This is a genomic window from Chelativorans sp. AA-79 (assembly GCF_029457495.1).
In the GTDB taxonomy this organism is placed as follows: domain Bacteria; phylum Pseudomonadota; class Alphaproteobacteria; order Rhizobiales; family Rhizobiaceae; genus Chelativorans.
Window position 1 is genome coordinate 4,161,026 of record NZ_CP120361.1, and the last position, 25,037, is coordinate 4,186,062.

Sequence of the window (25,037 nt, forward strand, 5' to 3'; positions counted from 1 at the left end):
TGGTGGCCCGAGGACAGCTGGAAACCGACCATGACCGAGAAGACCTTCGACATCAATCTTTCCTGCGAGGACCGGCCGGGGATCGTTGCCGCGGTGACGACGGAGCTCGCCGCGCTCGGCGCCAACATCGCGGAGTCCAACCAGTTCTGGGACCGGCAGACCAACCGCTTCTTCATGCGGATCTCCTTTGCCGTACCCGACGAGGTCGACCGTGACGCCATCACCCGCGCGCTGGAGCCGGCCGTCGCCCGCTTCGACATGAAGACCGCGCTCGCGGACCGTTCGCGCCGGCCCAAGATCATCATCATGGTCTCGAAGTTCGACCACGCGCTGCTCCACCTCCTCTACCAGATCCGCGTCGGCTGGCTCGATGCGGAAGTCGCCGCCATCGTTTCGAACCACGAGGATTCGCGGAAGACGGCGGAAGCCGAGGGTATCCCCTACCACTGCTGGCCGGTCACGAGGGAGAACAAGGCCGAGCAGGAGGAAAAGCTGCTGGCGCTCTTTCGCGAGACCGGCGCCGACCTCGTCATCCTGGCGCGCTACATGCAGGTGCTGTCGGACCAGCTTTCAAAGCGGCTCTACGGCAAGGTCATCAATATCCATCACTCGTTCCTGCCGAGCTTCAAGGGCGCCAAGCCCTATCATCAGGCGCATGAGCGCGGCGTGAAGCTCATCGGCGCCACGGCACATTATGTGACGCCGGACCTCGACGAGGGGCCGATCATCGAGCAGGAGACGGAGCGCGTCAGCCACGCGATGAGCGCCGACGATTTCGTGGCGGCGGGCCGTGATATCGAAAGCCGGGTGCTTGCGCGGGCCGTCAAGCTGCATCTTGAAAGCCGCGTGATGCTCAACGGACTCAAGACCGTGGTGTTCTCCAAGGGGTGAGGGATCTACCCTCACCCGATCTCGATCTCGCACCAGTGGCTGTAGGGCTGCCCGGGCATGACGACGCAGGAGGGGAAATGCGGCTGGTTGATCGCATCGGGGAAGTTCTGGTCTTCCAGGCATAGCCCGCCGAAGCGCGGATAGTGCCGCCCGCCGAGCCCGGGCACGGAGAGATTGAGCTTGCTGCCCGTATAGAGCTGGAGGCCAGGCTGGTCGGTCTTCAGCATGAGTTTCAGCGATTCATCCTGGGCAGTGAGAACGGCCACCGGCGCGGAACGGTGACGGCCGGTGTCGAGCACGAGATTGTTGTCGTAAGCGATCGGCTCGCCCTGCGTGTCGCATAGCGGCCGCGGCCTGCGGAAATCGAAATGTGAGCCCGCCACCGGTTCGATCCTGCCGGTGGGAATGAGATCCGCGTCCCGCACGGTATAGGCATTCGCCGCAAGCCACAGGGTGTGGTTGCGGATGTCGCCCTCGCCCATCAGGTTGAAGTAGTTGTGCTGGGTGATGTTGACAGGGGTCGGCGCATCGGTCTCGGCGGCGATGTCCATGGTGAGCGCGTTGCCCGCGAGCCGGTAGGTGACGGAGACATCGAGCCGGCCGGGATATCCCATTTCGCCGTCAGGGCTTGTCAGTGTCAGGCGAACGGCATCGCCAGAGAGCATCTCCATCTCCCAGACCTGCCTGCTCAGGCCTCTTTCACCGCCATGGAGCTGGTTCATTCCTTCATTCGCCTGGAGCCGGTACTCCTTGCCGTCGAGCGTGAAGCGCGCACCGGCGATGCGGTTGGCGACGCGGCCGGCTATGGCGCCGAAATAGGAGTTGTGTTCGAGATAATCCTCGAACCGGTCGAAACCCAGCACCACGCTGCGCAGGCTGCCCGCAACCGGCACTTTCCAATCACGAATGATGGCGCCGTAGTTGATGACCGAGATAAGAACGCCCGTCTCGCTGGTGAGCGTCGTTTCGAGAACGTCACGCCCATCGTGGCTAGCGATCTTCCTGGGCCCATTCGCCATGTTTTCCTCCGCTCTACGAACCGAAGAGCAATCAGTGAGAAACAGGCCGCCGTCAATATATGGCGGCCTGCTCAGGTCTGCCGTCAAAGTCCAGATACAGGACCGGCTTGGTCGGGCTCAGAGCGCATCCAGCCGTGTCCATGCCGCGTCGTTCTGCGAGGAGTTCACACAGGCCTGTATGAAACGCATGCCTTCCAGCCCGTCCTCCACGGTGGGCAGCACGAGATCCTCAGGCACGGCGCCACCGGAGCGGAGCGCGCGGATCGCGCCGGCCGCCTCCGTGTAGAGCGTGGCGAAGGCTTCGAGATAGCCTTCCGGGTGGCCGCTCGGAATGCGCGTGACTGCCGCCGCGGCCGCGCTGGCGCCGGCACCGCCGCGGGTCAGCAGCCGCTTCGGCTCGCCGAGCGGCGTGAACCAGAGATAATTGGGATCGGCCTGCACCCATTCGAGCCCGCCCTTCGTGCCGTAGATCCGCAGCTTCAGCCCGTTCTCGTTGCCGGGCGCCACCTGGCTCACCCAGATCATGCCCTTGGCGCGCTTTCCGTTGCGCTCGCCGAAGCGCATCATGACGTGCGCATTGTCGTCAAGCTGCCGTCCCGGCACGAAACGGTCGAGATCGGCCGCCACGCTTTCGGCATGGAGCCCGGTCACGAAGGTGACGAGCTGGTAGGCATGGGTGCCGATATCGCCTGTCGCCCCGCCAGCGCCGGAACGCTTGGGGTCGGTGCGCCAGGAGGCCTGCTTCTGGCCGGTCTGCTCGATCGGCTCGGCCAGCCAGTCCTGCGGATATTCGGCCTGCGCCAGGATAATGTCACCCAGCGCTCCTTCCTGCACCATCTGGCGCGCCTGGCGGATCATCGGATAGCCCGAATAGTTGTGGGTGAGCACGAAGAGCTTGCCGCTTTTCTTCACCGTCTCCACCAGCCCACGGGCATCCTCCAGGCTGGAGGTCAGCGGCTTGTCGCAGATCACGTGGATGCCTGCCTGCAGGAAGGCCTTCGCCGCCGGATAGTGCATATGGTTGGGGGTGACGATGCTCACCGCCTCGATCCCGTCCGGCCGTGCAGCCTCCTTCTCGGCCATCTCGTAGAAGCTGGCATAGGAGCGGTCGGGGTCGAGACCCAACTCGGCGGCGGAGGCGCGCGCACGCTCCGGATCGGAGGAGAGCGCGCCAGCCACCAGCATATAATGGCCGTCGAGACGGGCGGCCATGCGGTGGACGGCGCCGATGAAGGCGCCCTGCCCGCCGCCCACCATGCCCAGGCGGACGGGGCTTGCGGCGGACGCTGTCGCGGATGCGGAAACCATTTTGCCCTCCTTATGCGATGCCGAGCATGGCGCGCAGGCTCGAGCGGTCAGTCGTGCCGGCGGCGAAATCGTCGAACGCCTTCTCGGTGACGCGGATGATGTGATGCTCGATGAAGGGCGCGCCTTCGGCCGCACCCTGCTCCGGGTGCTTCAGCGCGCACTCCCATTCCAGCACCGCCCAACTGTCATAATCATATTGGGCGAGCTTGGAGAAGATGCCGGTGAAGTCCACCTGGCCGTCGCCCAGCGAGCGGAAGCGGCCGGCGCGCTTCACCCATGGCTGATAGCCCGAATAGACGCCCTGGCGGCCGTCCGGATTGAACTCGGCATCCTTCACGTGGAAAGCCGAAATGCGCTCGTGATAGATGTCGATGAAAGCAAGGTAATCGAGCTGCTGCAGGAGGAAGTGCGAGGGATCATAATTGATCATGCAGCGCTTGTGCCCGCCCACCTTGTCCAGGAACATCTCGAAGGTGGCGCCGTCGAAGAGGTCCTCCCCCGGATGGAGTTCGAACGCGACGTCCACGCCGGATTCCTCATAGGCATCGAAGATAGGCTTCCAGCGGCGGGCAAGCTCCGTGAAGGCCTCGTCGATCAGCCCATCCGGCCGCTGCGGCCACGGATAGAGATAGGGGAAGGCGAGCGCGCCGGAGAAGGATACGCTCACATCGAGCCCCAGATTGCGCGAGGCCTTGGCGGCATAGAGCATGTTCTGCACCGCCCATTCCTGCCTTGCCTTCGGGTTGCCGTGCACGCTCGCTGGCGCAAAGCCGTCGAAGGGCATGTCATAGGCCGGGTGGACCGCAACGAGCTGGCCGATCAGGTGGGTGGAAAGCTCCGTGATCTCCACGCCGGCATCCTTGCAGATGCCCTTCACCTCGTCGCAATAGGCTTGCGATTCCGACGCCTTCTTCAGGTCGAACAGGCGTCCGTCCCAGGTGGGGATCTGGATGCCCTTGTAGCCGTGGCCGGCGGCCCAGCGCGCGATGTTCGGCAGGGTGTCGAACGGTGCTTCATCGCCCGCGAACTGCGCCAGGAATATCCCGGGACCCTTCATCGTCTTGGCCATCTTCTTGTCTCCTCAATTGCCGCTTTTTGCGCGAATGACGGATGAAGGCGAAGGTGCCGGTATCGGCGTTCCCGCAGGCCGCGTCGTCCGTCTCGTCACATGCGCTTTCGGCCTGTCCGCACTGCTCGCCATCACCCTACGTCCGGAATGTAGGCGAAGCGCGTGAAATCGGCCGGCAATGCGCTGCCACTCGTATCAAAGCAGAGCATACCGACGAATGCACCTGTAAAGGAGCCGTGCTCGCCGCGCCCGCCCTCGTCGGAGATCATGCTGGCGTCGAGCACTGGCCCGACCGGCTGCCAGTCCCCTCCCTCAGGACGATAGAAGAACTGCAGGTTGGTGCCCTTCACCTCCATTGCCAGCCCGACCGGCCCATCGCCCGACAAGGGCACAGGCTCGGCGAGCGGGAAGGAAAGCCTGCCGTCCGGCCATTCGCCGGGACAACTCAGAATTGTCAGCGAGCGGCCCGCCGTCTCGTGCCAGGTCACGGCCAGGAAATGGAATTTGTGGCGGTTGTAATAGGCCGTCAGTCCCGCCGCCTGCTGGAACGTCACCGGCTCGAAGATCACTTCCGTTTCGGCGCGATAGCGATGGTGCTCCTGCCTGCGGGCCACCAGCGCCTGCTCGAACCAGCTTCCAACCGACTCGCGGCCGTACAGCCTGAGCGCAGACCCGGTGAAGCTGAAAATGCGTTCCGGATAAGGCGTACGCAGCCACTGAAATTCATCCGGCAGATCGGTGCCGTCAAAAAGATGCTCGACATCCTGTGGCGATGCGGGCTCCACGTCGAGAGGCGCCGGCACTCGCATCTCCGGCACGGGACTTCCACTTTCCGGATAGAGCCAGCCGTCTTCCTTCCATACACATTTCTGGATCGCCGTCTCGCGGCCGAGCGGCGAGCGCCGCGTGCCGGGAAGCGGGCGCGAGCAGAGGTGGGTATGATAGACGGCACCGTCCGGCGTCTCCACGATCTGGCCGTGACCGGCGCGCTGCAGCGGAGCCTCCGGCGCGTCCTTCGACGTGAAGAGGTGCATGTCGGGGTGCAGTTCGTACGGCCCGTCGATCTGCCGGGAGCGCGCCATGGTGACCGCGTGGCCGTAGCCGGTGCCCCCTTCGGCCACGGTCATGTAGTACCAGCCGTTACGCTTGAAGAGGTGCGGACCCTCCACCAGCCCATGCGGGCTGCCCTTGAAGACGTTCTTGACCGGGCCGACCAGCTTTCCCGCCTCCGCATCATATACCTGCAGCAGGATGCCGGCGAAGGCCGGGTGCTTCGGGCTGCCGCCGACGGAACTGGAGCGGTGGTTCCACACCATGTTGAGGAACCATTTCCGCCCGTCGTCATCGTGAAACAGCGAGGGATCGAAGCCGGACGAATTCACGTAAACCGGATCGGACCAGGGCCCCTCGATGGACGGCGCGGTGACGATGTAATTATGCGTGTCCTTGAAATTGCCGTCGTAGCGCTTGACGTCCGTGTAAACGAGCCAGAACAGGCCGTCGGCATAGGAGAGGCAGGGCGCCCAGATGCCACAGGAATCCGGGTTGCCGCGCATGTCCAGCTGGCTAGCCCGGTCGAGAGGACGCTTGACCAGCCGCCAGTTCACCAGATCGCGCGAATGATGGATCTGCACCCCCGGATACCACTCGAAGGTCGAGGTGGCGATGTAATAGTCCTCGCCCACCCGGCAGATGGAGGGGTCCGGGTTGAAACCGGGCAGAATGGGGTTGACGATCATTTCCGCTGCGGACCTTTCCGTTCGGCGGATGCGGCCCAGAGGTTGATGTCCGCCTCCCGTGCATAGCGATCGATCTCCGCCAGCTCCTCGGCGGAAAAATCGGCGTTGTCGAGCGCACCCGCGATCTCCTCCACCTGCTCCGGCCGGCTTGCGCCGATAAGCGCGGAGGTCACCCGGCCGCCACGCAGGACCCAGGCGACCGCCATCTGGGCGAGGCTCTGGCCGCGCCGCTTCGCAAGCTCGTTCAGCAGGCGGACGTTCTCGATGGTCTTCCCGTTGAGGAATTCCTTCTTCAGCGATTTCCCCTGGGCCGCGCGGCTTTCTTCCGGAATGCCCTTGAGATACTTGTCCGTGAGCATGCCCTGCGCCAGCGGCGAGAAGGCGATGGAGCCGATGCCAAGCTCCTCCAGCGTGTCGAGAAGCCCGTCATCCTCCACCCAGCGATTGATCAGCGAATAGCTGGGCTGATGGATGAGGCAGGGCGTTCCCAGTTCGCGGAGAATGGCGGCCGCCTCCTGCGTGCGCCGGGAATTGTAGGAGGAGATGCCCGCATAGAGCGCGCGGCCGGAGCGCACGATGTGGTCGAGCGCCATCATCGTCTCTTCCAGCGGCGTTTCCGGGTCGAAGCGGTGGGAGTAGAAGATGTCGACATAATCAAGCCCCATCCGCTTGAGGCTCTGGTCGCAGCTTGCGATCAGGTATTTGCGGCTGCCCCACTCACCATAGGGACCGGGCCACATCAGGTAGCCCGCCTTGGAAGAGATGATGAGTTCGTCGCGCAGGCCGGAAAAATCCGTTCGCAGGATTTCGCCGAAGGCCTCCTCGGCAGAGCCCGGCGGCGGACCGTAATTGTTGGCGAGGTCGAAATGGGTGATGCCCAGATCGAAAGCCTTGCGGCAGATCGCCTGCTTCAGCTCATGCGGCCTGTCCTCCCCGAAATTGTGCCAAAGGCCGAGCGAGACCACCGGCAGCTTCAGGCCGGAACGCCCGCACCGGCGATATTGCATTTTCTCATAGCGATCTGCCGCAGGCTCCCAACTCATGCGAACTCCTTCTCCGCCAGAAGGTCGCGCGCGGCAGCGATATCAAGAGCGGCCGGACGCTCGCAGGTGGTGGAAAGGTCGACGAACCTGCCCAGTTCACCGGATTTGAGGATGGATGTCATCACATCTATGGCGTGCAGCGACATCTCCAGCGAACAGCGATGCGGCCGCCCCTCCAGAATCGCCATCGCCATATCGGCGAGACCCGCCGCGCGGTAATTGGCGAGCGCCTTGCCGTCCTTCGATTCCTGGTTGGAGACGCCCAGCGGATGGTCCCATTTCGGCGCGTCGACCACCTTCTCCTGGTCGGTGAGGATGAGATCACCGCCAAAGAAGTTCGGGTCAGGAACGTGCAGCGAACCCTTCTCGCCATAGAGCTCCATATTCGCATGCTTGTGGTGCCAGACATCCCAGGACGCGCCGAGCGTCACGATGGCGCCGCTCGCGAACTCCATCACCGCGTGGATCGTGGTGGGGGTCTCTACGACGATCTTCTCGCCCTTGCGCAGTTCGGAGAGAATGACGCGCTCCCTGGTGGGGATCGAAGCGAGTGCGCCCACCCGTTTCACGGGGCCGATGAGCTGGATAAGGTTCGTCACGTAATATGGACCGATATCGAGCACCGGCCCGGCGCCCGGCTTGAAGAAGAAATCCGGATTCGGGTGCCAGTGCTCCATGCCGTGGCTCATCACGTGGCAGGTGCCGCTGACGATCTTGCCGATCGCCCCGGAGTCGATGACGCTGCGTGCAAGCTGGTGCGAGCCGCCGAGAAAAGTGTCGGGGGCCGAGCCCACGCGCACACCTTTGCGTTCCGCCAGTTCGGCCAGGGCCTTACCCTCCTCGACAGAGAGCACGAAGGGCTTCTCCGAGTAGACGTGCTTGCCGGCCTCGATCGCCCGCCGGGAAATCTCGTAATGGGCGGCGGGGATGGTGAGATTGACGACCACGTCGATATCGTCGGAGGCCAGCAGCCCGTCCACCGTCTCCTCGCGCAGGTTGAATTCCGCCGCGCGCGCCTTTGCCGCCGCGGGGCTCGCATCCGCGCAGGCGCGCATCTCGATCCCGCGGAAGAGCGGTGCCAGCCGCATGTAGGCCGCCGAGATATTGCCGCAGCCAATCACTCCAACCCCTAGTTTCCTGATCATGCGATGCCTCTCAGAAATTCCTTGCGTTCTCGATCGAACGGCGCGCGAAGCGCTCATGGTCGTTCGGCTTGTCGTGCTCCATGACGAAGAAGCGCGCCTTCGTCTTCTCCCGCACCGTATCGAAAATCGTCTTCCAGTCCATCGTGCCGGTGCCGACGTCGGCCCAGCCGTCCTCGTCGGCGGCCTCGCCTTCGGGCGCGATGTCCTTGACGTGGATCGCGGACACACGGCCGGCATATTCCCCGATCCACTCGATCGGGTCGGCCCCGCCGCGCGCGATCCAGGCGATATCGGCCTCCCAGGAAAGCTCCGGGCCGCCGTGGAAGATCTCGGCCTGGGGAATGGCGCCATCTGAAAGCCGGCGGAACTCGAAATCGTGATTGTGCCAGCCGAAAACGAGGCCTGCCCTGGTCAGCGGCTCGCCCGCTTTCTGCAGCCTTTCGCCGAAGCGGGCATAGCCGGCCGCATCCGTGGGACGCTGCTCGGCCACCAGAAAGGGACAGTAAACCGCCTGCATGCCCACGGTCTTCGCGATCTCTATCACCTTCTCCGGCTCGTTCTCCAGCACATCGATGCCGAAATGCCCGGAGGTCATGGCAAGCCCCGTCTCGTCGAGCGCCGCCTTGAGGGCGGGAAGATCCCCATAGACACCGCCATAGCCCTCGACCTGGGCATAGCCGAGCTTCTTCAGCATACGCAGCGTGTCGGCGAGCGGCGGGAAATTACGGGAAGAATAAAGCTGATAGGAAAACTCGGTCATTTATTTCGTTTCTCCAACATTTGGCTCCCTTGCGGGCGCTGCACTGAAACCAGCATCTTGCTGTTTGAGCGGGTAACCCTCAGGCAACCCCGGTCTGAATCCTGGCTCTAGAGCCGCATCTCCGTCTCCGCGTCGAAGATGGAGGCGCGGACGGGATCGAAGCCGACCTGCACCCGTTCCCCCTTGCGGACCGGGACCTGCCCATCCACCCGGAAGCGCAGCTCGTGGCCGTCGAGCCTGGACCACACGAGCGTATCGGCTCCCATCGGCTCCACCACATCAACGTCCACCTCGGCCTTGAAGGGCTGATCCTCCGCGCCCCTGTCCATGAAAATGTGCTCCGGGCGGATGCCGAAAGCGACGCGTCCAGGCTTCGGTCCGTTTCCGGAAAAGGCGTAGCGGTCGAGCCCGATACGCGTATCGCCGGCGCGGAAGGCGGGACTGCCGTTCAGCTCCAGCACGCCATCGATAAAGTTGATGCTGGGCGAACCGATGAAGCCGGCGACATATTTGTTGATCGGCCTGTTGTAGATCGTGCCCGGATCGGCAAGCTGCTGGATCGCACCCGCGCGCATGATGGCGATGCGGTCGGCGAGCGTCATCGCCTCGATCTGGTCATGCGTGACATAGATCATCGTGGTGCTTTCGAGCTGCTGGTGGAGCCGCTTGATCTCCACCCGAAGCTCCGCACGCAGCTTCGCGTCGAGGTTCGACAGGGGCTCGTCGAACAGGAACACGTCCACGTCGCGCACCAGCGCCCGGCCGATCGCCACGCGCTGGCGTTGGCCGCCGGAAAGCTGGGCGGGCTTGCGCTTCAGAAGCGGCTCGATGTGGAGAATCCCCGCCGCGCGCGCTATGCGCCGCTCTATCTCGTCCTTCGGCACGCCGGCGTTCTTGAGACCGAAGGCCAGATTCCCCGCCACCGTCATCTGCGGATAGAGCGCATAGGATTGGAACACCATGCCGATGCCGCGGTCCTTCGGCTGCTCCCAGGTCACGTTGCGATCGTTGATGAAGATCTGGCCATCGGTGATGTCGAGGAGCCCGGCGATGCAGTTCAAGAGCGTGGACTTGCCGCAGCCGGAGGAGCCGAGAAGGACCAGGAACTCGCCTTTGTCGATCTCGAGATCGAGGTCCTTCAGGACCTCGATGTCGCCGAAGCTCAAGCTGAGCTTCTTGATGGAGACGCTGGTCATGGCTCAACCCTTCACGGCGCCGGCGGCGATGCCGCGCACGAACAGTTTTCCGGAGGCGAAGTAGACGATGAGCGGCACGAGGCCGGTCAGAAGCGTGGCCGCCATGTTCACGTTGTACTCCTTCACCCCCTGGACGGAATTGACGATGTTGTTGAGCTGGACGGTCATGGGATAGGTCTCCGGCCGCGTGTAGACGACGCCGAACAGGAAGTCGTTCCAGATGCCGGTGACCTGAAGGATGAGCGCCACCACGAAGATCGGCAGGCTCATGGGCAGCATGATCTTGAAATAGATGCCCCAGAAGCCGGCGCCGTCGACGCGTGCCGCCTTGAACAACTCCTCCGGCACCGAACTGAAGTAGTTGCGGAAGAGCAGCGTCAGGATCGGCATGCCGAAGATGGAGTGGACGAGCACAAGGCCGGAGAGGCTGCCGTAGAGGCCGATCTCGCGCAGGATGATGACGATCGGATAGAGCATCACCTGATACGGAATGAAGGCGCCGATGATCAGGATCGTGAAGAAGAGGTTGGCACCCTTGAAGCGCCAGAGGGAGAGCGCGTAGCCGTTCACCGAGGCAATGGCGATCGACAGGATCACGGAGGGCACGGTGATCTGCACCGAATTCCAGAAGCCGCGTGAGAGCCCATCGCAATTGAGCCCCGTGCAGGCGGTCGCCCAGGCCTTCACCCACGGCTCGAAGGTGATCTCCATCGGCGGCGAGAAGACGTTGCCGAGGCGGATCTCGGGCATGCCCTTCAGCGAGGTCACGACCATCACATAGAGCGGCAGGAGGTAGTAGACCGCCACCACGAACAGTGTGCCGTAAAGAAAGATGTTGCCGCGCGAAAGCACACGGGTGGGGCGGGCGCCGCGCGGCCCCACGAGCTCCTCCGAGATTGCGGCCGCGGCGATGCCGGCGGTGTTGAGGGTCCCGACGTTAGACATGGCGCTTCTTTCCCCCATATTCGAGATAGGCCCAGGGGATGACGACGATGAGGACCGATAGCAGCATCATGGTCGAGGCGGCGAAGCCCTGGCCCAGATTCTGGGACGAGAACATCATGTCATAGACATATTTGGCGGGCACCTCGGAGGAGATGCCCGGGCCGCCGCTCGTCTGCGCGACGACCAGGTCGTAGACCTTCACGATGCCGGTGGCGATGATGACGAGCGCAGTGATGAAGACCGGCCGCATCATCGGGATAACGATGAAGAGATAGGTTTTCCAGGCCGGTATGCCGTCGACCCGCGACGCTTTCCAGATCTCCTCGTCGATGCCGCGCAGGCCCGCCAGCATCAGGCACATGACAAGCCCCGTGCTCTGCCACAGGGCCGCGATCAGAATGCCGTAGATCACGATGTCGGGATTGTAGAGCGGATCAAAGGAGAAGCTCTCCCAGCCGAGTTCCCGCACCGTGTTCTGGATGCCGAAATCCGGGTTCAGGATCCATTGCCAGACGAGCCCGGTGACGATGAAGGAGAGCGCAAAGGGGTACAGGAAGATGGTGCGAAACGTGTTCTCGAAGCGGATCTTCTGATCGAGCAGCGCGGCGAGGAGGAAGCCGATGACCAGCGAGAACACCAGCATGCCAATACCGTAGATGAACAGGTTCTCGATCGAGACCAACCATCGCGGAGTCGACCACAACCGGTCATACTGGGCCAGGCCGACGAACCTGAGCCTCGGCAGAAGGCCGGAGCCGGTGAAGGAATAGATCACGGTCCAGATCGTGCCGCCGGCGAAGACCACCGAGGCGGTGAGGATCATCGGGATGGCGGCGATCTTCGCGTGAAGATTGCGGAAAAGCTGGTTCGGACGGCGTTGCTGCGGCATCGCATGATCTCCCGACCGGCGAATTTGAGGGTCATGATGCACCGGCCCGCTTGCGGCAGGGCCGGTGCATCATCGTCACGCGGTCAGGCGGCGCTGCCGATGATATCGGCGAAACGCTGCTGCGCATCCTCAGGCGTCATCGACGGCGTGCTGAAGAATTCCGCCATCAGATCGTTGATCTGGTTGATGACGTCCGGCGACATCAACTGCTCCTGAGAGGGGACGGCGCCACCGCCCTCCAGAATTGCCAGACCCTTCTTCATGCAGTCGTTGGCGGCACTCTGATCGATGTCGCCGCGGACCGGCACTGACCCTTTCTTCAGGTTGAAGGCGACCTGCACCTCGGGATCGAGCATGACCCTGGCCAGTTCCTCCTGCGCCTTGGACACCTCCGGATCGTCCACCAACGGGAAGTAGAACGCATCGCCGCCGGTTTCCAGAGCCTTGCCGACGCCAAGCCCGGGGAGGCAGGTATAGTCCTCGCCCGCAACTTCACCCGCCACCTGGAAATCGCCTTGGGCCCAGTCGCCGATGATCTGGCCTCCGGCCTGGTCCGTGATCACCAGATTGGTCGCCTGGTTCCAGTCCTGCACATTGGATTTGGCAGCCATCTTGCGCGCGTCATCGGCGGCCTTGAATATCCTGGCGACCTCCGGACCGGCCGCCACTTCGGCATCCTTGTCGCCATAGACCTTCTGATAGATCTCCGGCCCCGCGAGCGAAATCAGAAGCACACGGAATACGCCATGTATCTGCCAGGACTGGCTGCCGACGGCGAGCGGGATCTTGCCCGCCTTTTCCAACGCCGGAGCGGCTGCGACGAACTCGTCCCAGTTCGCCGGGACCGGTACGCCGGCATCCTCGAAAGCCTTGTTGGAGAGCCACAGCCATTCCCAGGAGTGAATATTGACGGGAACGCAATAGATCCTGCCGTCCAGCGTACAGCTGTCGAGCAGCGACGACGGCTCAACCACGTCGCGCCAGCCTTCCTGCTCGGCAAGGTCGGTCAGATCGCGCATGAAACCGGCTTCGACCAGTTCCGCCGCCTGCTGGCCATGATTGAACTGCGTCGCACCCATCGGGTCGCCGCCGGTGATGCGGCTGATCATAATGGGGCGCGCCGTATTGCCGCCACCGGCGATGGCGCCGTCGACCCACTTGTTTCCAGTGGCGTCGAAGGCCTTGGCGAACTCGGCCACGGCCGCAGCCTCGCCGCCGGACGTCCACCAGTGCGTCACTTCCAGATCGACGGCCTTGGCGGCCGTTGCGGCGGCCAGAAACGTCGTCGCAGTCAGGAATACCTTGATAGATTTCATCTTTTTTCCTCCCTTGGGTCCGCTTGGCAGTCTCCAACCACCCACACCGGCCTCCACCGATGTAATCGATTTAATACGCCTGGATCGGCGCCCTGCAATCGATTACATAGCAAGTTGATTTAGAGTTCCCTGGGTGTCAACCCATTTCCGCCCGGCGGGATCAAATTTTTTTCACAACTCGAAAGAAATACGCAAACCGCGGAAAGAAGTCCGGACGGCACGGCGTTGCGGGCGGATCGGCGCCAGCAGGTCCCGACGGCCTCCAGCCGCGTTGACGCGGACGCAACTTTTCCCGTAGACACCTCGTCGAGGTCATGGGGTATCGAACATGGCATTTGCCCGCGTAAACGGTGTCGTGCTGCACTACGAGGTGCGGGGACAGGCTGAACGGCCGGTCATCGCCTTCGCCAATTCGCTTGGCACGGACTTCCGCATCTGGAACGAAGTCGCTCTCCGTCTCGAAGGCGACTTCCGCCTCGTCCTCTATGACAAGCGCGGGCACGGGCTTTCGGAGGCCACGCCGCAGCCCTACGCGATGACCGACCACGTGCAGGATCTCGCCGCTCTTCTCGACCATCTCGGCATCAAGGCCGCCGCCATGGTCGGCCTGTCCGTCGGGGGCATGATCGCCCAGGGGCTCGCGGCGCTCAGGCCGGATCTCGTGCGCGCGCTGGTGCTGTGCGACACGGCCCACAAGATCGGCAATGAGGAGCTCTGGAACGGACGCATCAAGACGGCGAACGAAAGCGGCATCGCCTCTATGGCGGACGGTATCATGCAGCGCTGGTTCACGCCCGCCTACCGCACGCCGGAGAATCCCGATTATATCGGCTATCTCGCAATGCTCACACGCACGAGCCCGGAGGGCTACGCCGGCACATGCGCGGCACTGCGCGATGCGGACCTGACCGAATCCACCCGGGCGCTGAAGGTGCCCACATTGTGCGTGGTCGGCGATCAGGACGGATCCACGCCGCCAGACCTCGTACGCGAGATGGCGGACCTCATCCAGGGCGCGCGCTTCGAGATCATCGAGGATGCGGGACATCTGCCCTGCATAGAGCAGCCGGCAAGGACGGCAGAGCTGATCCGGTCCTTTGTGACGCAGGTTGAATAGGCGGGCCGCAGCACGAGCGGTTCTTTGAAAGGAAGAAACGGAATGGACATTCGCAGCGTCAACGAGGATTTCGCGGTCACCGCCCAGATCGCGCCCGTGCAGGTTGCCGACATCGCCGGGGCTGGTTTCAAGAGCATCGTCTGCAATCGTCCGGATACGGAAGACGGTGCGGTTCCCCATGATGCGGTGGAGGAGGCAGCACGCGCGGCCGGTCTCGAATTCCGCTTCATCCCGGTCGTCTCCGGCGCCATCACGGAACAGAACGTCCGCGACATGGCGGCGGTGCTCGAAACGCTCCCCCGGCCCGTGCTCGCCTATTGCCGCAGCGGCGCCCGCTGCCTCAATCTCTATGGCCTCGTGCAGCAGATGAAGGGCTGAGCCTATCGGCGGAGCCGGAGCCTCCTGACCTCTTCCTTCCGAAGCGGGATATCGAAATCCAGGAAGAATTCATCGAGCTGCGGCGGTTTGACCGTGGTGCCGGACAGCATCGCGTGCACCTGACCGCGATGGTGGATCTGGTGCAGGAAAAGATGCGTGAGCAGCGCATCGATGCGTTCGGGGAAAATGCCCTCCTCGCCCCGATCGGTGGCGACCCGCCGGGCCATGTCCTCCTCGGAAAGACCCGAGCAAAACGCCATCAGCCGCTCGTCCTCCTCGCGCTGGGCGTCGGTAAGCGCGGCAGGCTCCTCGAAGGGGGCGAAGTCCTGGAAAACGGCGAGTCCCGCCCCTCCTTCCTCCAGCGCGTCGAGATAGTAGCGATCGATCACCAGGATGTGGTTCAGCGTTTCTGCGATCGAAGGAAAGAAGCTGACGCGCGCGGCTTCAAACTCACCCGGACGAAGCGAAAGCACGGCGCGATAGAGCCGGTCGTTGGACCAGCGGTTGTTCGCTGCCATCGTGCAGAAATGATCGACAAGGGCGGACATAAAAGCACCTCTCCTGAAACTCTTACCAATCCATCACCACCTTGCCCGCCACGCCGGTCCGCATGGCGTCGAAGCCCTCGCGGAAATCGTCGACGGCTATGCGATGGGTGATCAGGCCGGAGACGTCGAGCGGCCCCTGCACCAAGGCGATCATCTTGTACCAGGTCTCGAACATCTCGCGGCCGTAGATGCCCTTCAGGTGCAGCATCTTGAAGATCACCTTGTTCCAGTCGATCTCGAAGCCGGTCGGCGCGATACCGAGAATGGCGATCTTGCCGCCATTGTTCATGGCGTCGATCATGTCGCGGAAGGCGGAAGCCGAGCCCGACATTTCCAATCCCACGTCGAAGCCCTCGGTCATGCCGAGGCGCGTCATGACATCGGCGAGCTTCTCCTCCCGGGCATTGACCGTGTGGCGGACGCCGAGCTTTTCGGCCAGCGCGAGCCGGCCCGGATTGATGTCGGTGATCACCACCTTGCGCGCGCCCACGCATTGCGCCACCAGCGCGCCCATGATGCCGATGGGCCCGGCCCCGGTCACCAGCACGTCCTCGCCCACAAGATCGAAGGAGAGCGCGGTGTGCACCGCGTTGCCGAGCGGATCGAAGATCGCGGCGATCTCGTCAGGCACGTCGTCGGGGATCGCCACCACGTTGTGCTGCGGCAGGGCGAGATATTCGGCGAATGCGCCGGGGCGCTGCACGCCCACACCCAGCGTGTTGCGGCACAGATGCCCCCGGCCGGCGCGGCAGTTGCGGCAGTGGCCGCACACGATGTGGCCCTCGCCGGAAACGCGCTGGCCGACGCGGTATTCGCTGACGGCGGCGCCCACATCCGCCACCTCGCCCACGAATTCGTGACCGGTGACGAGAGGCACCGGCACGGTCTTCCGCGCCCACTCGTCCCAGTTCCAGATGTGCACGTCGGTGCCGCAGATCGCCGTCTTCTTCACCTTGATCAGCACATCGTTGGGGCCGATCTCCGGCAGCGGCACGCGCTCCATCCAGAGCCCTTCCTCCGGCTTCGCCTTCACCAGTGCCTTCATCATGTTGGACATGGTCTTTTCCTTCTCCGGCGTCAGGAGATGACGCCCAGCTCCCGCCCGACCGCCCCGAAAGCCTCGACCGCCCGGTCGATATCCCCCGTCGAATGGGCAGCCGACATCTGCGTGCGGATGCGGGCCTCGCCCTTGGGCACCACGGGAAAGGAGAAGCCGATCACATAGATGCCGTGATCGAGCAGCCGTTCAGCCATCTTCGATGCCAACGCGGCATCGCCGATCATCACCGGGATGATGGGATGGCCGCTGCCGGCAAGCTTGAAGCCGAGCTTCGTCATCTCGTCGCGGAAGCGATCCGCGTTGTCATAGAGTCTGCGGCGCAAGCCGTCGCCATTCTCCACGATGTCGAACACCTTGAGCGATGCCGACGCGATCACCGGTGCCAGCGTGTTAGAGAAGAGATAGGGGCGCGAGCGCTGCCTCAGCCACTCGACCACTTCCCTCCTGGCGCTCGTATAGCCGCCGGAGGCGCCGCCCAGCGCCTTGCCGAGCGTGCCGGTGACGATATCCACCCGGCCCTCGACGCCGCAGGCTTCCGGCGTCCCCCGTCCGTGGGCGCCGACGAAACCCACCGCATGACTGTCGTCCACCATCACCATCGCGTCATATCTTTCCGCGAGATCACAGATGGTCCGGAGATTTGCTATGATGCCGTCCATGGAGAAGACGCCGTCCGTGGCGATCAACCGGAAGCGGGCGTCGGATGCCTCCTTCAGCCGCTCCTCCAACTCCGTCATGTCGTTGTTGGCGTAGCGGTAGCGCCGCGCCTTGCAGAGCCTGACGCCGTCGATGATCGAGGCGTGGTTGAGCGCATCGGAGATGATCGCGTCCTCTGGCCCGAGCAGCGTCTCGAACAGGCCGGTATTGGCATCGAAGCAGGAGGAATAGAGGATCGTGTCCTCCATCCTCAGAAATGCGGAGATTTTCGCCTCGAGCTGCTTGTGCTCCTCCTGCGTGCCGCAAATGAAGCGGACGGATGCCATGCCGTAGCCGTACCGGTCGAGCGCGGCCTTGGCCGCCTCGCGCAGCTCCTCGCTATCGGCGAGGCCCAGATAGTTGTTGGCGCAAAAATTGAGCACCTTCTTCCCGCCGCTCGTGATCGCGGCGGATTGCATGGAGGTGATGACGCGCTCGTTCTTGTAGAGACCGGCCTCTTTCAGACCGTCGATCTCGCGGGAGAGATGCTCAAGGTAGGATGCTTTCATGGGAGCCTCACAGAAAATCGCCCATTCGATGCGGGCGGCCTTTGCCCCGCCTTAGACCCGCCGCGTGATCCTCGTCAAATCGCGGCGAGCGCGGCTGCCAATTTCGTTTCGCCCGGCAGGGAAGGAGAGCCTATAAGCCGCCATCTTAGCAACAGAAGGGAACCTTTCCCATGACCGATACACGCAACCTGACGCAGCTTGGCGGAACGGCGGAGACACCCGCCTCGCCCGACGCGGCGGTGCTCGAAACCGTGCCCTTCTCGCGGGGCGACGGCCCGCCTGCAATCGTCCGCTTCACCTGCCCCGAATTCACCTCGCTCTGCCCGGTGACGGGCCAGCCCGATTTCGCTCATATCGTCATCGACTACGCGCCGGACAAGCTTCTGGTCGAATCGAAATCGCTGAAGCTCTTCCTTACTTCCTTCCGCAACCACGGCGCCTTCCACGAGGAATGTACCATCCTTATCGGCCGGCGCGTGGCGGAAGCGGCCAAGCCGCTCTGGCTCAGGATCGGTGGCTATTGGTATCCACGCGGCGGCATCCCCATCGACGTCTTCTGGCAGACAGGCGCGCCGCCGGAAAACGCCTGGGTGCCCGAGACCGGTGTGCCGCCCTACAGAGGCCGGGGATAAAGCCTCCAGCGGGGCGCGGCGGGTTCGCGCAGCTATCGAATCCGGCTATAAGACCGGCATGCCGATCCGCGCCCTTTCCGAGACCGTTATCAACCAGATCGCCGCCGGCGAGGTGATCGAACGGCCGGCGAGCGTGGTCAAGGAGCTGGTGGAAAACGCCCTCGATGCGGGCGCAAGCCGTGTCGAGGTGGCCACGGCGGGCGGCGGGCTGACGCTCATCCGCGTCATCGACGACGGCGGCGGCATCCCGGCCGAGGAGCTGCCGCTCGCGGTCGCCCGCCACTGCACGTCAAAGCTTTCCGACGACATCCACGATATCCGCACCCTCGGTTTCCGGGGCGAGGCCCTGCCCTCGATCGGCTCGGTGGCGCGTCTCACATTGCGCTCGCGCACGCCAGGCGGCGACGCCGGGGCGGAGATCATCGTGGACGGCGGACGATTGGGGCCGGTCAAGCCCGTGGCCGCCAATCGAGGCACCACGGTCGAAGTGCGCGACCTCTTCTTCGCCACGCCGGCGCGGCTCAAATTCATGAAGGGCGTGCGGGCGGAAACATCCGCCATCACGGATGTGGTGAAGCGCATCGCGCTTGCCTTTCCGGCCGTCCGGTTCACGCTGTCGGGCACGGACCGCAGCACGGTCGAGCTTCCGTCGGTGCCGGCGGACGGCGACGGGCTGCTGAGGCGGCTCGCCCAGATCATGGGAAAGGAATTCCCCGAGAACGCGCTCCCCATCGATGCGGAGCGGAACGGCGTCGGCCTGACAGGTTATGTCTCGATCCCGTCCTTCACGCGCGGCAACGCGCTGAACCAGTTCGCCTACGTAAACGGACGGCCGGTGCGCGACAAACTGATCGCCAGCGCCATCCGCGGCGCCTATATGGACGTGCTGCCGCGCGACCGGCACGCCGTCACGGCGCTTTTCCTCTCGCTCGATCCGGCACTGGTGGACGTCAACGTGCATCCGGCAAAAGCGGATGTGCGGTTTCGCGATCCGGGCCTCGTGCGCGGGCTGATCGTGGGTGCCATCCGCCAGGCGCTCGAGGGCGCCGGCATACGCTCCGCGACAACGGGCGCGGCCGCCATGATGGATGCCTTCCGTGTTCCCGAAAATCGCCCGTCCGGCAGTGGCGCGAACGGCTTCGGTCGCGGCGGGCCATTCGGTGGCGCCGATCGCCCCCGCGGCGGATGGAACGTGGAGCAGTCGCCCAGCCGCCCGTTGGAAGAGACGATCAGCCCCGCGGCGGTTTCCACCGGTTTTGCCGAAGCACGGCAGGCCGCCTTCGAAGTGGGGCCTGCCGTCAGTGCCGACGCGCGGGCAGGCGTTGCCGAAGCACCCGCCGAGCTCACCCGCCATCCGCTCGGTGCCGCCCGCGCGCAAGTGCATCAGAATTATATCGTCGCGCAGACGGAGGATGCGCTTGTCATCGTGGACCAGCACGCGGCACACGAACGTCTCGTCTACGAGGCCCTGAAGCAGGCGATCCACGCGCGCCCGCTTCCCTCGCAGATGCTGCTGATGCCCGAGATCGTCGACCTGCCGGAGGAGGATGCCGAGCGGCTCTCCGCCCATGCCGATTTCCTGGCCCGGCTCGGCCTGGGGCTCGAGCGCTTCGGGCCGGGGGCGGTCGCGGTGCGTGAGACGCCTTCGTTGCTGGGCGAAGTGGACGCCGCCGCGCTGGTGCGCGACCTCGCCGACGAGATCGCCGACAACGATACCGCCAACAGCCTCAGGGAACGCATCGACCACATCGCCGCCACGATGGCCTGCCACGGCTCCGTCCGTTCCGGCCGGAGGCTCAAGCCCGAGGAAATGAACGCGCTTCTAAGGCAGATGGAAGCCACACCCGGCTCAGGCACGTGCAATCACGGCCGTCCGACCTATATCGAGCTCAAGCTCGCCGATATCGAGAGGCTCTTCGGGCGCCGCTGAATGCCGACGGCTTGACGGATCGGGCGAAATATGGCGCATGAAGGCGTAAGCAGAGGCAGTTTCGCATGAACCGTTTCGAGGGCCCGGGTGCCCGGGAAGCACGCATCCGTTATCTCGACGGGGACTTTCAGGTCCTGACCCCCGGCGCTTTCGTTCGCTGTGCCGTCACCGGAGAGGCCATCCCGCTTGAAGAGCTGAAATATTGGAGCGTCGCGCGCCAGGAGCCCTATATGAACGCGGAAGTGTCGCTCCAGCGGGAACTCGAGCTCAACCCACCCGTCCGGCAGCACTGAGCGACGGGCCGCAGAACGTCACCACGCGTTCAATGCCGGCTAAGCGTCGCTTCTCGCGGAAGCCATTCCTTAACCCTGTTACCGCTTCCGGGAACTCGGCCTAGCCATGTCACACTGTAACCGTTAGTAAAATCCGTTGCAGATGCACGTGTGCTATTGATTCGCAAGGCACTATCCGTCCCGTGCTCTTGCCAGGCAGGCGCATGAAGTTCGTTCCGCCCGTTCTATTCCTCCTCTTCGGAATCGCCCTGTTCGGTCTCTGGGCCCTGGAGCGGAAGCTGCGCTTCGCCATGACGCTTGCGGTAGGCTTCTGCGTCCTCTCGCTCGCCATGTTCAGCCAGTTCGCGGGACTTCCGCCCGACATAGGGCAAAACGCGGTGATATCCGGCTTTCTGTACGCCGCAAGCATGGCGCTGGTGGGCGACGGCATCCTGCAGCGCTCCGGCAAGCGGTTCCCCGCTTGGCTTGCCGCGCTCTACCTGGCGGGGATTACCGGCGGGCTCTGGTACTTCTTCTATATCGACCGCAACCTCATCGCCCGGATCTACATCCTCAATTTCGGCATGGGTCTCATCCTGCTGCATGCGGCCTGGCGCGCCCGCTTCCTGTTCGCAGGCACCTGGACGGACAAGGCGCTGCTTTTCCTGCTGCTCGTATCCGGCCTGCATTTCTTTCCCCGCACGCTCCTTACGATCCGGTCCGTGACGATGCCCACCACACCGCGACAGTTCGGCGAGACCGATTTCTGGCATGCGTTGGTGCTGTCGACGTCTATCATCGGCGCAATGGGCGGCCTGTGCCTGCTCGCGATCCTCGTGGTGGACATCGTTTCCAAGCTCAGACAGGAACGCGATCTCGATCCGCTCACCGGCGTGTTGAACCGGCGCGGACTGGAACGCCAATCGCGCCGATTGGAGAAGGTGGAAGCGGGCTCCACCAGCGTGATCGTGGTGTGCGACCTCGATCGCTTCAAGGCGATCAACGATACCTATGGGCACCATGTGGGGGACACCGTGCTCGCCGCCTTCGCGGAGATCATCCGTCAGAACGTGCGCAAGCAGGACATCGTGGCGCGAACGGGCGGCGAGGAATTCGTATTGGTTCTGCGTGACATCAGCCAAGACCAGGCTTTTGGCTTTTCGGAACGGGTGCGCAAGGCCGTGGAAAAGACACGCTTTATCGGTGTCAGTGCGATCGAGCCGGTAACCTGCTGCTTCGGCCTCGCCCGCATCCGCCCCGGCGAACCGCTCTGGGCCAGTCTCAAACGCGCCGACAAGGCGCTCTACCAGGCGAAGCGGGCGGGCCGGAACCAAACCCGCGCGGAGTGGCAGGCAGACCCGGCGGGAGCAATGGCGGCCCGCAAGCCGTGACTGCGCCTGACGGCAAGCATTTGCCCCGCTAGCCTTTCATCATCCGCTCCCGCCAGGCCGCCATCGTGTCGCGAAGGATGGCGTCCGGTGCGCCGGGCTCCTCGAACACGGCTTCCACCGGCAACGCCACCACCGAGGCGGCGAAGTCCCGCACATTTCCCGGCGCGTGGCGAAGCCGCACGAGGTCCTTTTCCGTGGTGACCATCGTCAGGCCATCCGCCGAAGCCCTGGACGCCAGCTCACCGACCTCCTCCTCGCTGAAGGGATGGTGGTCGGGGAAAGAGCGCGTCGCTACGACCTCCGCGCCGGCCTCCTGCAGCGTGGCGTAGAATTTCTGCGGGTTGCCGATGCCCGCGAAGGCAAGCACGCGCTTGCCCCTCATGCCGCTCCTGCCGCGCGGGCGGATGCGGGCCGCAAAGACCGGCCGGCCCGCGCGCGAGGCGCTGCGCACGACGGCATCGGCAGCACTTCCCTGGCCCATCGTCACGATTGCGTCGGCGAAACGCATCTGATCCACGAGCGGCGCCCGCAGGGGCCCGCCGGGGATGACATGGCCGTTGCCCAGGCCGCGCCGCGCATCCACGACGATGAGGGCATAGTCCATGTGGATGCGCGCACTCTGAAAACCGTCGTCCATGACGATCAGTTCACAGCCAGCCTGCACGAGCCGCCGTGCGCCCGCCGCGCGATCCGGCGTCACAACGGTCAAGGCGTGGCGGGCGAGGAGCAGCGGTTCGTCCCCTACGACACGGGCGGAATCCTCCTCCGGATTGACCAGATGGGGCGCGGAAAAGCTGCCGCCATAGCCACGGCTCAGGAAACCCACCTTCAGTTTGCGCGCCTTCGCCTCCCTGGCGAGCGCGATGGCGACCGGAGTCTTTCCCTCGCCGCCAACCGTGAGATTGCCGATGCAGAGCACAGCCGCCGCAACTTTCTCGCGCCTGGCCGTGCGCATGCGCGTGCGCGCCGCAAACCCGTAGATGGAGGACACCGGCCACAGCGCCCAGGCGCGCCAGTCCGGCTTCTCCCACCAGAAGGGCGGCGCGTCCCCGGTCGCCATGTCAGCCCGAGCCGTTGCCGCCGTTGAGGCGGGCCTTGACGATCAGCGGATGGATGAAGGGCTCGAGCGCGGTCAGCGTGCGCGGGAGCGCGCCCGACATCTCCTGCACGGTCGCCCGTCCGGCGGCGATCATGCCACGCCGCATCTCATCGTTCTTCAAGAGGAAGTTGACGGCGCCGGCCAGCATCTGCGCATCACGCACCAGCTTGGCGCCGCCGCAGTCGATCAGCTTGCGGTAGGATTCGCGGAAATTCTGCACGTTCACGCCGGCAAGCACTGCCGTGCCCAGCATGGCCGGCTCCAGGGGGTTCTGCCCGCCTTGCCCGGTAAGGGAACGGCCGACAAAGGCGATCTCCGTCAGGCGGAGATAGAGGCCCATCTCGCCAATCGTGTTGCCGAGCAGGATATCGGTCGCGGCCGTCACCGGCTCACCGCCGCTGCGCAAGGCGACCTTCAGGCCGCGGGCTTCAAGTTCTGTCTTCAGGTCCGCCGCACGCTCGGGATGGCGCGGAACGACGATGGTCAGCACGTCCGGGTGCCGCCTCTTCAGCAGGACGTGCACATCCGCCGCGACCATCTCCTCGCCTTCATGGGTGGAAATGGCTGCCCAGGTCTTGCGCCCGTTGATCGCGCGCTGCAGTGCTGCCAGCGCGCCCTGCTCGACCGGGGGCACATGGGTGTCTACCTTGAGATTGCCCGAAACCGTGACCGGCCGCGCGCCGAGCTGGCGGAAGCGCTCGCCGTCAAGTTCCGACTGGGCGACGACATGGGCGAGATTCTCGAGCAGCGCCTCGGCCACCGACGACCTGCGCTGCCAGCGCGCGAAGGAGCGATCGGACATGCGGCCGTTGACCAGCACCTGGGGCACGCGGCGGGCTCCCAATTCCAGGATCGTCATAGGCCAGATCTCCGATTCGGCCATGACAGCCAGATCCGGTTTCCAATGGTTGAGAAAGCGGCTCACCGCGGGCTTGAGATCGAGCGGGACATATTGGTGGATGACCCGGTCGCCCAGGCGTTCCGCCGCGACGTTGGCCGACGTCACCGTGCCAGTGGTGAGAACCACATGGATGCCGCTCGCCAGAAGATGATCGATGACACCCAAAACGGCGATCGTCTCGCCCACGCTCGCCGCATGCACCCAGATCAGCGGCCCTTCCGGACGCGGTATATCGGACCTGCCGTAACGCTCGTGCCGGCGACTGCGGTCCTCTTTACCCTTGCTGACGCGCCAGGCGACATAGCCGCCGATGAGCGGGAACGCCGCAGCCCCCGCCCAGCGATAAGTGGTGAGAATGGCGCGTGCCCAGCGTTCGCTCATCGACCGTCACGATCAGGGTACGGGGGGTGCCCGTCGACGAGCCGATAGGCGTCGCGCGTCACGCGGTTGAGCGCATCCGTGAGCTGGCGGCGCTTCGCTTCCATCTCCTCGTCGTCGGCGTCGGCTGCCACGAGGATCGGATCGGCCATCACGACCGCGCACCGCCCGAAGGGAAGGTTGATCGTCGTCTTGTCCCAGGTCCGCTCCAGCACCTTGCGCCGGCTGGTGGCGATCGCCATCGGCACCACCGGGCGGCCCGAAAGCCGCGCGAGCGTGACGATCCCCAACCCCGCCTCTCGCGGCGTCCCGTGAGGGATATCGGCGATCATCGCCACGTTGCTGCCGGCCTCGATGGCGCGCTTCAACTGGATCAGCGCAGCGGCGCCCCCCTTCTTCAGCCTTGCCTTGCCTTCACGCCCGCCGGAGCCGCGAACGGCCTTGATATCCATCTTCTCTGCCACGAGCGCGTTGAGCTCGGCATCGGCGCTCTTCGAGAAAAGAGCGACGAGCGGATGCCGGCGCGGCTTGATCGCGGGCGCGAGCAGATGCTGCCCGTGCCAGAGCGCCACGATGGCCGGGCCAATCTCGGCGAACCTAGCATCCACGTCCTGGGAGCCTTCCACGCGCGGGTTGGTGCGCTCCACTATACGGAGCGCAATGGCCATGCCCGAGGCCAACATGTTCTTGACGAAACGGGATTGGGCCAGCGGTTTGCGGATACGCCGCCAGAGCGACTTCAACGGCCGCTCCTGACGCCTCTTCTTCACCGCCATCGACCGGGCGACCGCCCTTTGCGCCATCAA

At 64.3% G+C, this 25,037-nt stretch carries 24 protein-coding genes; 7 read left to right on the top strand and 17 right to left on the bottom strand.

The window, feature by feature from the left end:
* Nucleotides 1-30: 30 nt before the first annotated feature.
* Nucleotides 31-891, top strand: coding sequence for a formyltetrahydrofolate deformylase (gene purU / locus PVE73_RS20340; protein WP_277363985.1), 861 nt, complete (start codon nucleotides 31-33; stop codon nucleotides 889-891).
* A gap of 11 nt (nucleotides 892-902) precedes the next feature.
* On the opposite strand, the gene PVE73_RS20345 is transcribed toward purU, so the two are convergent.
* The 11 genes from PVE73_RS20345 to PVE73_RS20395 all read right to left on the bottom strand — a co-directional run bounded on the left by PVE73_RS20345 (nucleotide 903) and on the right by PVE73_RS20395 (nucleotide 13,320).
* Nucleotides 903-1,910: an aldose epimerase family protein gene (locus PVE73_RS20345; protein WP_277363986.1), complete on the bottom strand. Its 1,008-nt coding sequence runs from the start codon at nucleotides 1,908-1,910 to the stop codon at nucleotides 903-905.
* Between the two features lie 117 nt (nucleotides 1,911-2,027).
* Entirely contained in the window at nucleotides 2,028-3,218 is a 1,191-nt protein-coding gene (locus PVE73_RS20350; protein WP_277363987.1) for a Gfo/Idh/MocA family oxidoreductase, read from the bottom strand.
* 10 nt (nucleotides 3,219-3,228) lie between these two features.
* Nucleotides 3,229-4,287: a sugar phosphate isomerase/epimerase gene (locus PVE73_RS20355; protein ID WP_277363988.1), complete on the bottom strand. Its 1,059-nt coding sequence runs from the start codon at nucleotides 4,285-4,287 to the stop codon at nucleotides 3,229-3,231.
* Nucleotides 4,288-4,418: 131 nt separating this feature from the next.
* Nucleotides 4,419-6,026, bottom strand: coding sequence for a glycoside hydrolase family 43 protein (locus tag PVE73_RS20360; RefSeq protein ID WP_277363989.1), 1,608 nt, complete (start codon nucleotides 6,024-6,026; stop codon nucleotides 4,419-4,421).
* Nucleotides 6,023-7,069 carry an L-glyceraldehyde 3-phosphate reductase gene (gene mgrA, locus PVE73_RS20365; RefSeq protein WP_277363990.1) on the bottom strand — a complete coding sequence of 349 codons (1,047 nt, stop codon included), beginning with the start codon at nucleotides 7,067-7,069 and terminating at the stop codon, nucleotides 6,023-6,025. Before mgrA ends, PVE73_RS20360 begins: the two co-directional genes overlap by 4 nt.
* On the bottom strand, nucleotides 7,066-8,214 hold the full coding sequence (locus PVE73_RS20370; RefSeq protein ID WP_277363991.1) for a Gfo/Idh/MocA family oxidoreductase: 1,149 nt from the start codon (nucleotides 8,212-8,214) through the stop codon (nucleotides 7,066-7,068). The genes mgrA and PVE73_RS20370 overlap by 4 nt, the downstream gene beginning before the upstream one ends.
* Nucleotides 8,215-8,224: 10 nt before the next feature.
* Nucleotides 8,225-8,974, bottom strand: a complete 750-nt coding sequence (locus PVE73_RS20375) for a sugar phosphate isomerase/epimerase (protein WP_277363992.1) — start codon at nucleotides 8,972-8,974, stop codon at nucleotides 8,225-8,227.
* Between the two features lie 107 nt (nucleotides 8,975-9,081).
* Nucleotides 9,082-10,170 carry an ABC transporter ATP-binding protein gene (locus PVE73_RS20380; RefSeq protein WP_277363993.1) on the bottom strand — a complete coding sequence of 363 codons (1,089 nt, stop codon included), beginning with the start codon at nucleotides 10,168-10,170 and terminating at the stop codon, nucleotides 9,082-9,084.
* Between the two features lie 3 nt (nucleotides 10,171-10,173).
* Nucleotides 10,174-11,115: a carbohydrate ABC transporter permease gene (locus PVE73_RS20385; RefSeq protein ID WP_277363994.1), complete on the bottom strand. Its 942-nt coding sequence runs from the start codon at nucleotides 11,113-11,115 to the stop codon at nucleotides 10,174-10,176.
* Entirely contained in the window at nucleotides 11,108-12,004 is an 897-nt protein-coding gene (locus tag PVE73_RS20390; RefSeq protein WP_277363995.1) for a sugar ABC transporter permease, read from the bottom strand. Before PVE73_RS20390 ends, PVE73_RS20385 begins: the two co-directional genes overlap by 8 nt.
* 83 nt (nucleotides 12,005-12,087) lie before the next feature.
* Nucleotides 12,088-13,320: an ABC transporter substrate-binding protein gene (locus tag PVE73_RS20395; protein ID WP_277363996.1), complete on the bottom strand. Its 1,233-nt coding sequence runs from the start codon at nucleotides 13,318-13,320 to the stop codon at nucleotides 12,088-12,090.
* A 328-nt stretch (nucleotides 13,321-13,648) separates the two neighbouring features.
* Between PVE73_RS20395 and pcaD the strand changes: the two genes are divergently transcribed.
* Nucleotides 13,649-14,437, top strand: coding sequence for a 3-oxoadipate enol-lactonase (gene pcaD, locus PVE73_RS20400; RefSeq protein ID WP_277363997.1), 789 nt, complete (start codon nucleotides 13,649-13,651; stop codon nucleotides 14,435-14,437).
* A 42-nt stretch (nucleotides 14,438-14,479) separates the two neighbouring features.
* The gene (locus tag PVE73_RS20405) at nucleotides 14,480-14,815 is read left to right on the top strand and encodes a TIGR01244 family sulfur transferase (protein WP_277363998.1); all 336 of its coding nucleotides are present in this window, start codon (nucleotides 14,480-14,482) and stop codon (nucleotides 14,813-14,815) included.
* Between the two features lie 2 nt (nucleotides 14,816-14,817).
* Here the strand turns inward: PVE73_RS20405 and PVE73_RS20410 are convergent, their stop codons facing one another.
* The 3 genes from PVE73_RS20410 to PVE73_RS20420 are packed head-to-tail and all read right to left on the bottom strand — an operon-like array spanning nucleotide 14,818 to nucleotide 17,628.
* Nucleotides 14,818-15,363: a DinB family protein gene (locus PVE73_RS20410; RefSeq protein WP_277363999.1), complete on the bottom strand. Its 546-nt coding sequence runs from the start codon at nucleotides 15,361-15,363 to the stop codon at nucleotides 14,818-14,820.
* Nucleotides 15,364-15,385: 22 nt separating this feature from the next.
* Nucleotides 15,386-16,420 (bottom strand): L-threonine 3-dehydrogenase, encoded by a 1,035-nt coding sequence (gene tdh / locus PVE73_RS20415; RefSeq protein WP_277364000.1) that lies wholly within the window; start codon nucleotides 16,418-16,420, stop codon nucleotides 15,386-15,388.
* A 20-nt stretch (nucleotides 16,421-16,440) separates the two neighbouring features.
* Nucleotides 16,441-17,628, bottom strand: a complete 1,188-nt coding sequence (locus PVE73_RS20420; protein ID WP_277364001.1) for a glycine C-acetyltransferase — start codon at nucleotides 17,626-17,628, stop codon at nucleotides 16,441-16,443.
* Nucleotides 17,629-17,798: 170 nt separating this feature from the next.
* Between PVE73_RS20420 and queF the strand changes: the two genes are divergently transcribed.
* From queF to PVE73_RS20440, 4 genes are all read left to right on the top strand, one after another.
* Nucleotides 17,799-18,260 (top strand): preQ(1) synthase, encoded by a 462-nt coding sequence (gene queF, locus PVE73_RS20425; protein WP_277364002.1) that lies wholly within the window; start codon nucleotides 17,799-17,801, stop codon nucleotides 18,258-18,260.
* A gap of 58 nt (nucleotides 18,261-18,318) precedes the next feature.
* Nucleotides 18,319-20,190: a DNA mismatch repair endonuclease MutL gene (gene mutL, locus PVE73_RS20430; protein ID WP_277364003.1), complete on the top strand. Its 1,872-nt coding sequence runs from the start codon at nucleotides 18,319-18,321 to the stop codon at nucleotides 20,188-20,190.
* Between the two features lie 65 nt (nucleotides 20,191-20,255).
* On the top strand, nucleotides 20,256-20,483 hold the full coding sequence (locus tag PVE73_RS20435) for a DUF2093 domain-containing protein (protein WP_277364004.1): 228 nt from the start codon (nucleotides 20,256-20,258) through the stop codon (nucleotides 20,481-20,483).
* 203 nt (nucleotides 20,484-20,686) lie between these two features.
* A complete protein-coding gene (locus tag PVE73_RS20440; protein WP_277364005.1) occupies nucleotides 20,687-21,853 on the top strand; it encodes a GGDEF domain-containing protein in 1,167 nt (388 codons plus the stop codon).
* Nucleotides 21,854-21,881: 28 nt separating this feature from the next.
* Here PVE73_RS20440 and lpxK read toward each other — a convergent pair whose 3' ends face one another.
* The 3 genes from lpxK to PVE73_RS20455 are packed head-to-tail and all read right to left on the bottom strand — an operon-like array spanning nucleotide 21,882 to nucleotide 25,034.
* Nucleotides 21,882-22,913, bottom strand: coding sequence for a tetraacyldisaccharide 4'-kinase (lpxK, locus tag PVE73_RS20445; RefSeq protein ID WP_277364006.1), 1,032 nt, complete (start codon nucleotides 22,911-22,913; stop codon nucleotides 21,882-21,884).
* Nucleotide 22,914: 1 nt separating this feature from the next.
* Nucleotides 22,915-24,234: a lipid IV(A) 3-deoxy-D-manno-octulosonic acid transferase gene (waaA, locus tag PVE73_RS20450; protein WP_277364007.1), complete on the bottom strand. Its 1,320-nt coding sequence runs from the start codon at nucleotides 24,232-24,234 to the stop codon at nucleotides 22,915-22,917.
* The gene (locus tag PVE73_RS20455; RefSeq protein ID WP_277364008.1) at nucleotides 24,231-25,034 is read right to left on the bottom strand and encodes a lysophospholipid acyltransferase family protein; all 804 of its coding nucleotides are present in this window, start codon (nucleotides 25,032-25,034) and stop codon (nucleotides 24,231-24,233) included. The genes waaA and PVE73_RS20455 overlap by 4 nt, the downstream gene beginning before the upstream one ends.
* Between the last annotated feature and the right edge of the window lie 3 nt (nucleotides 25,035-25,037).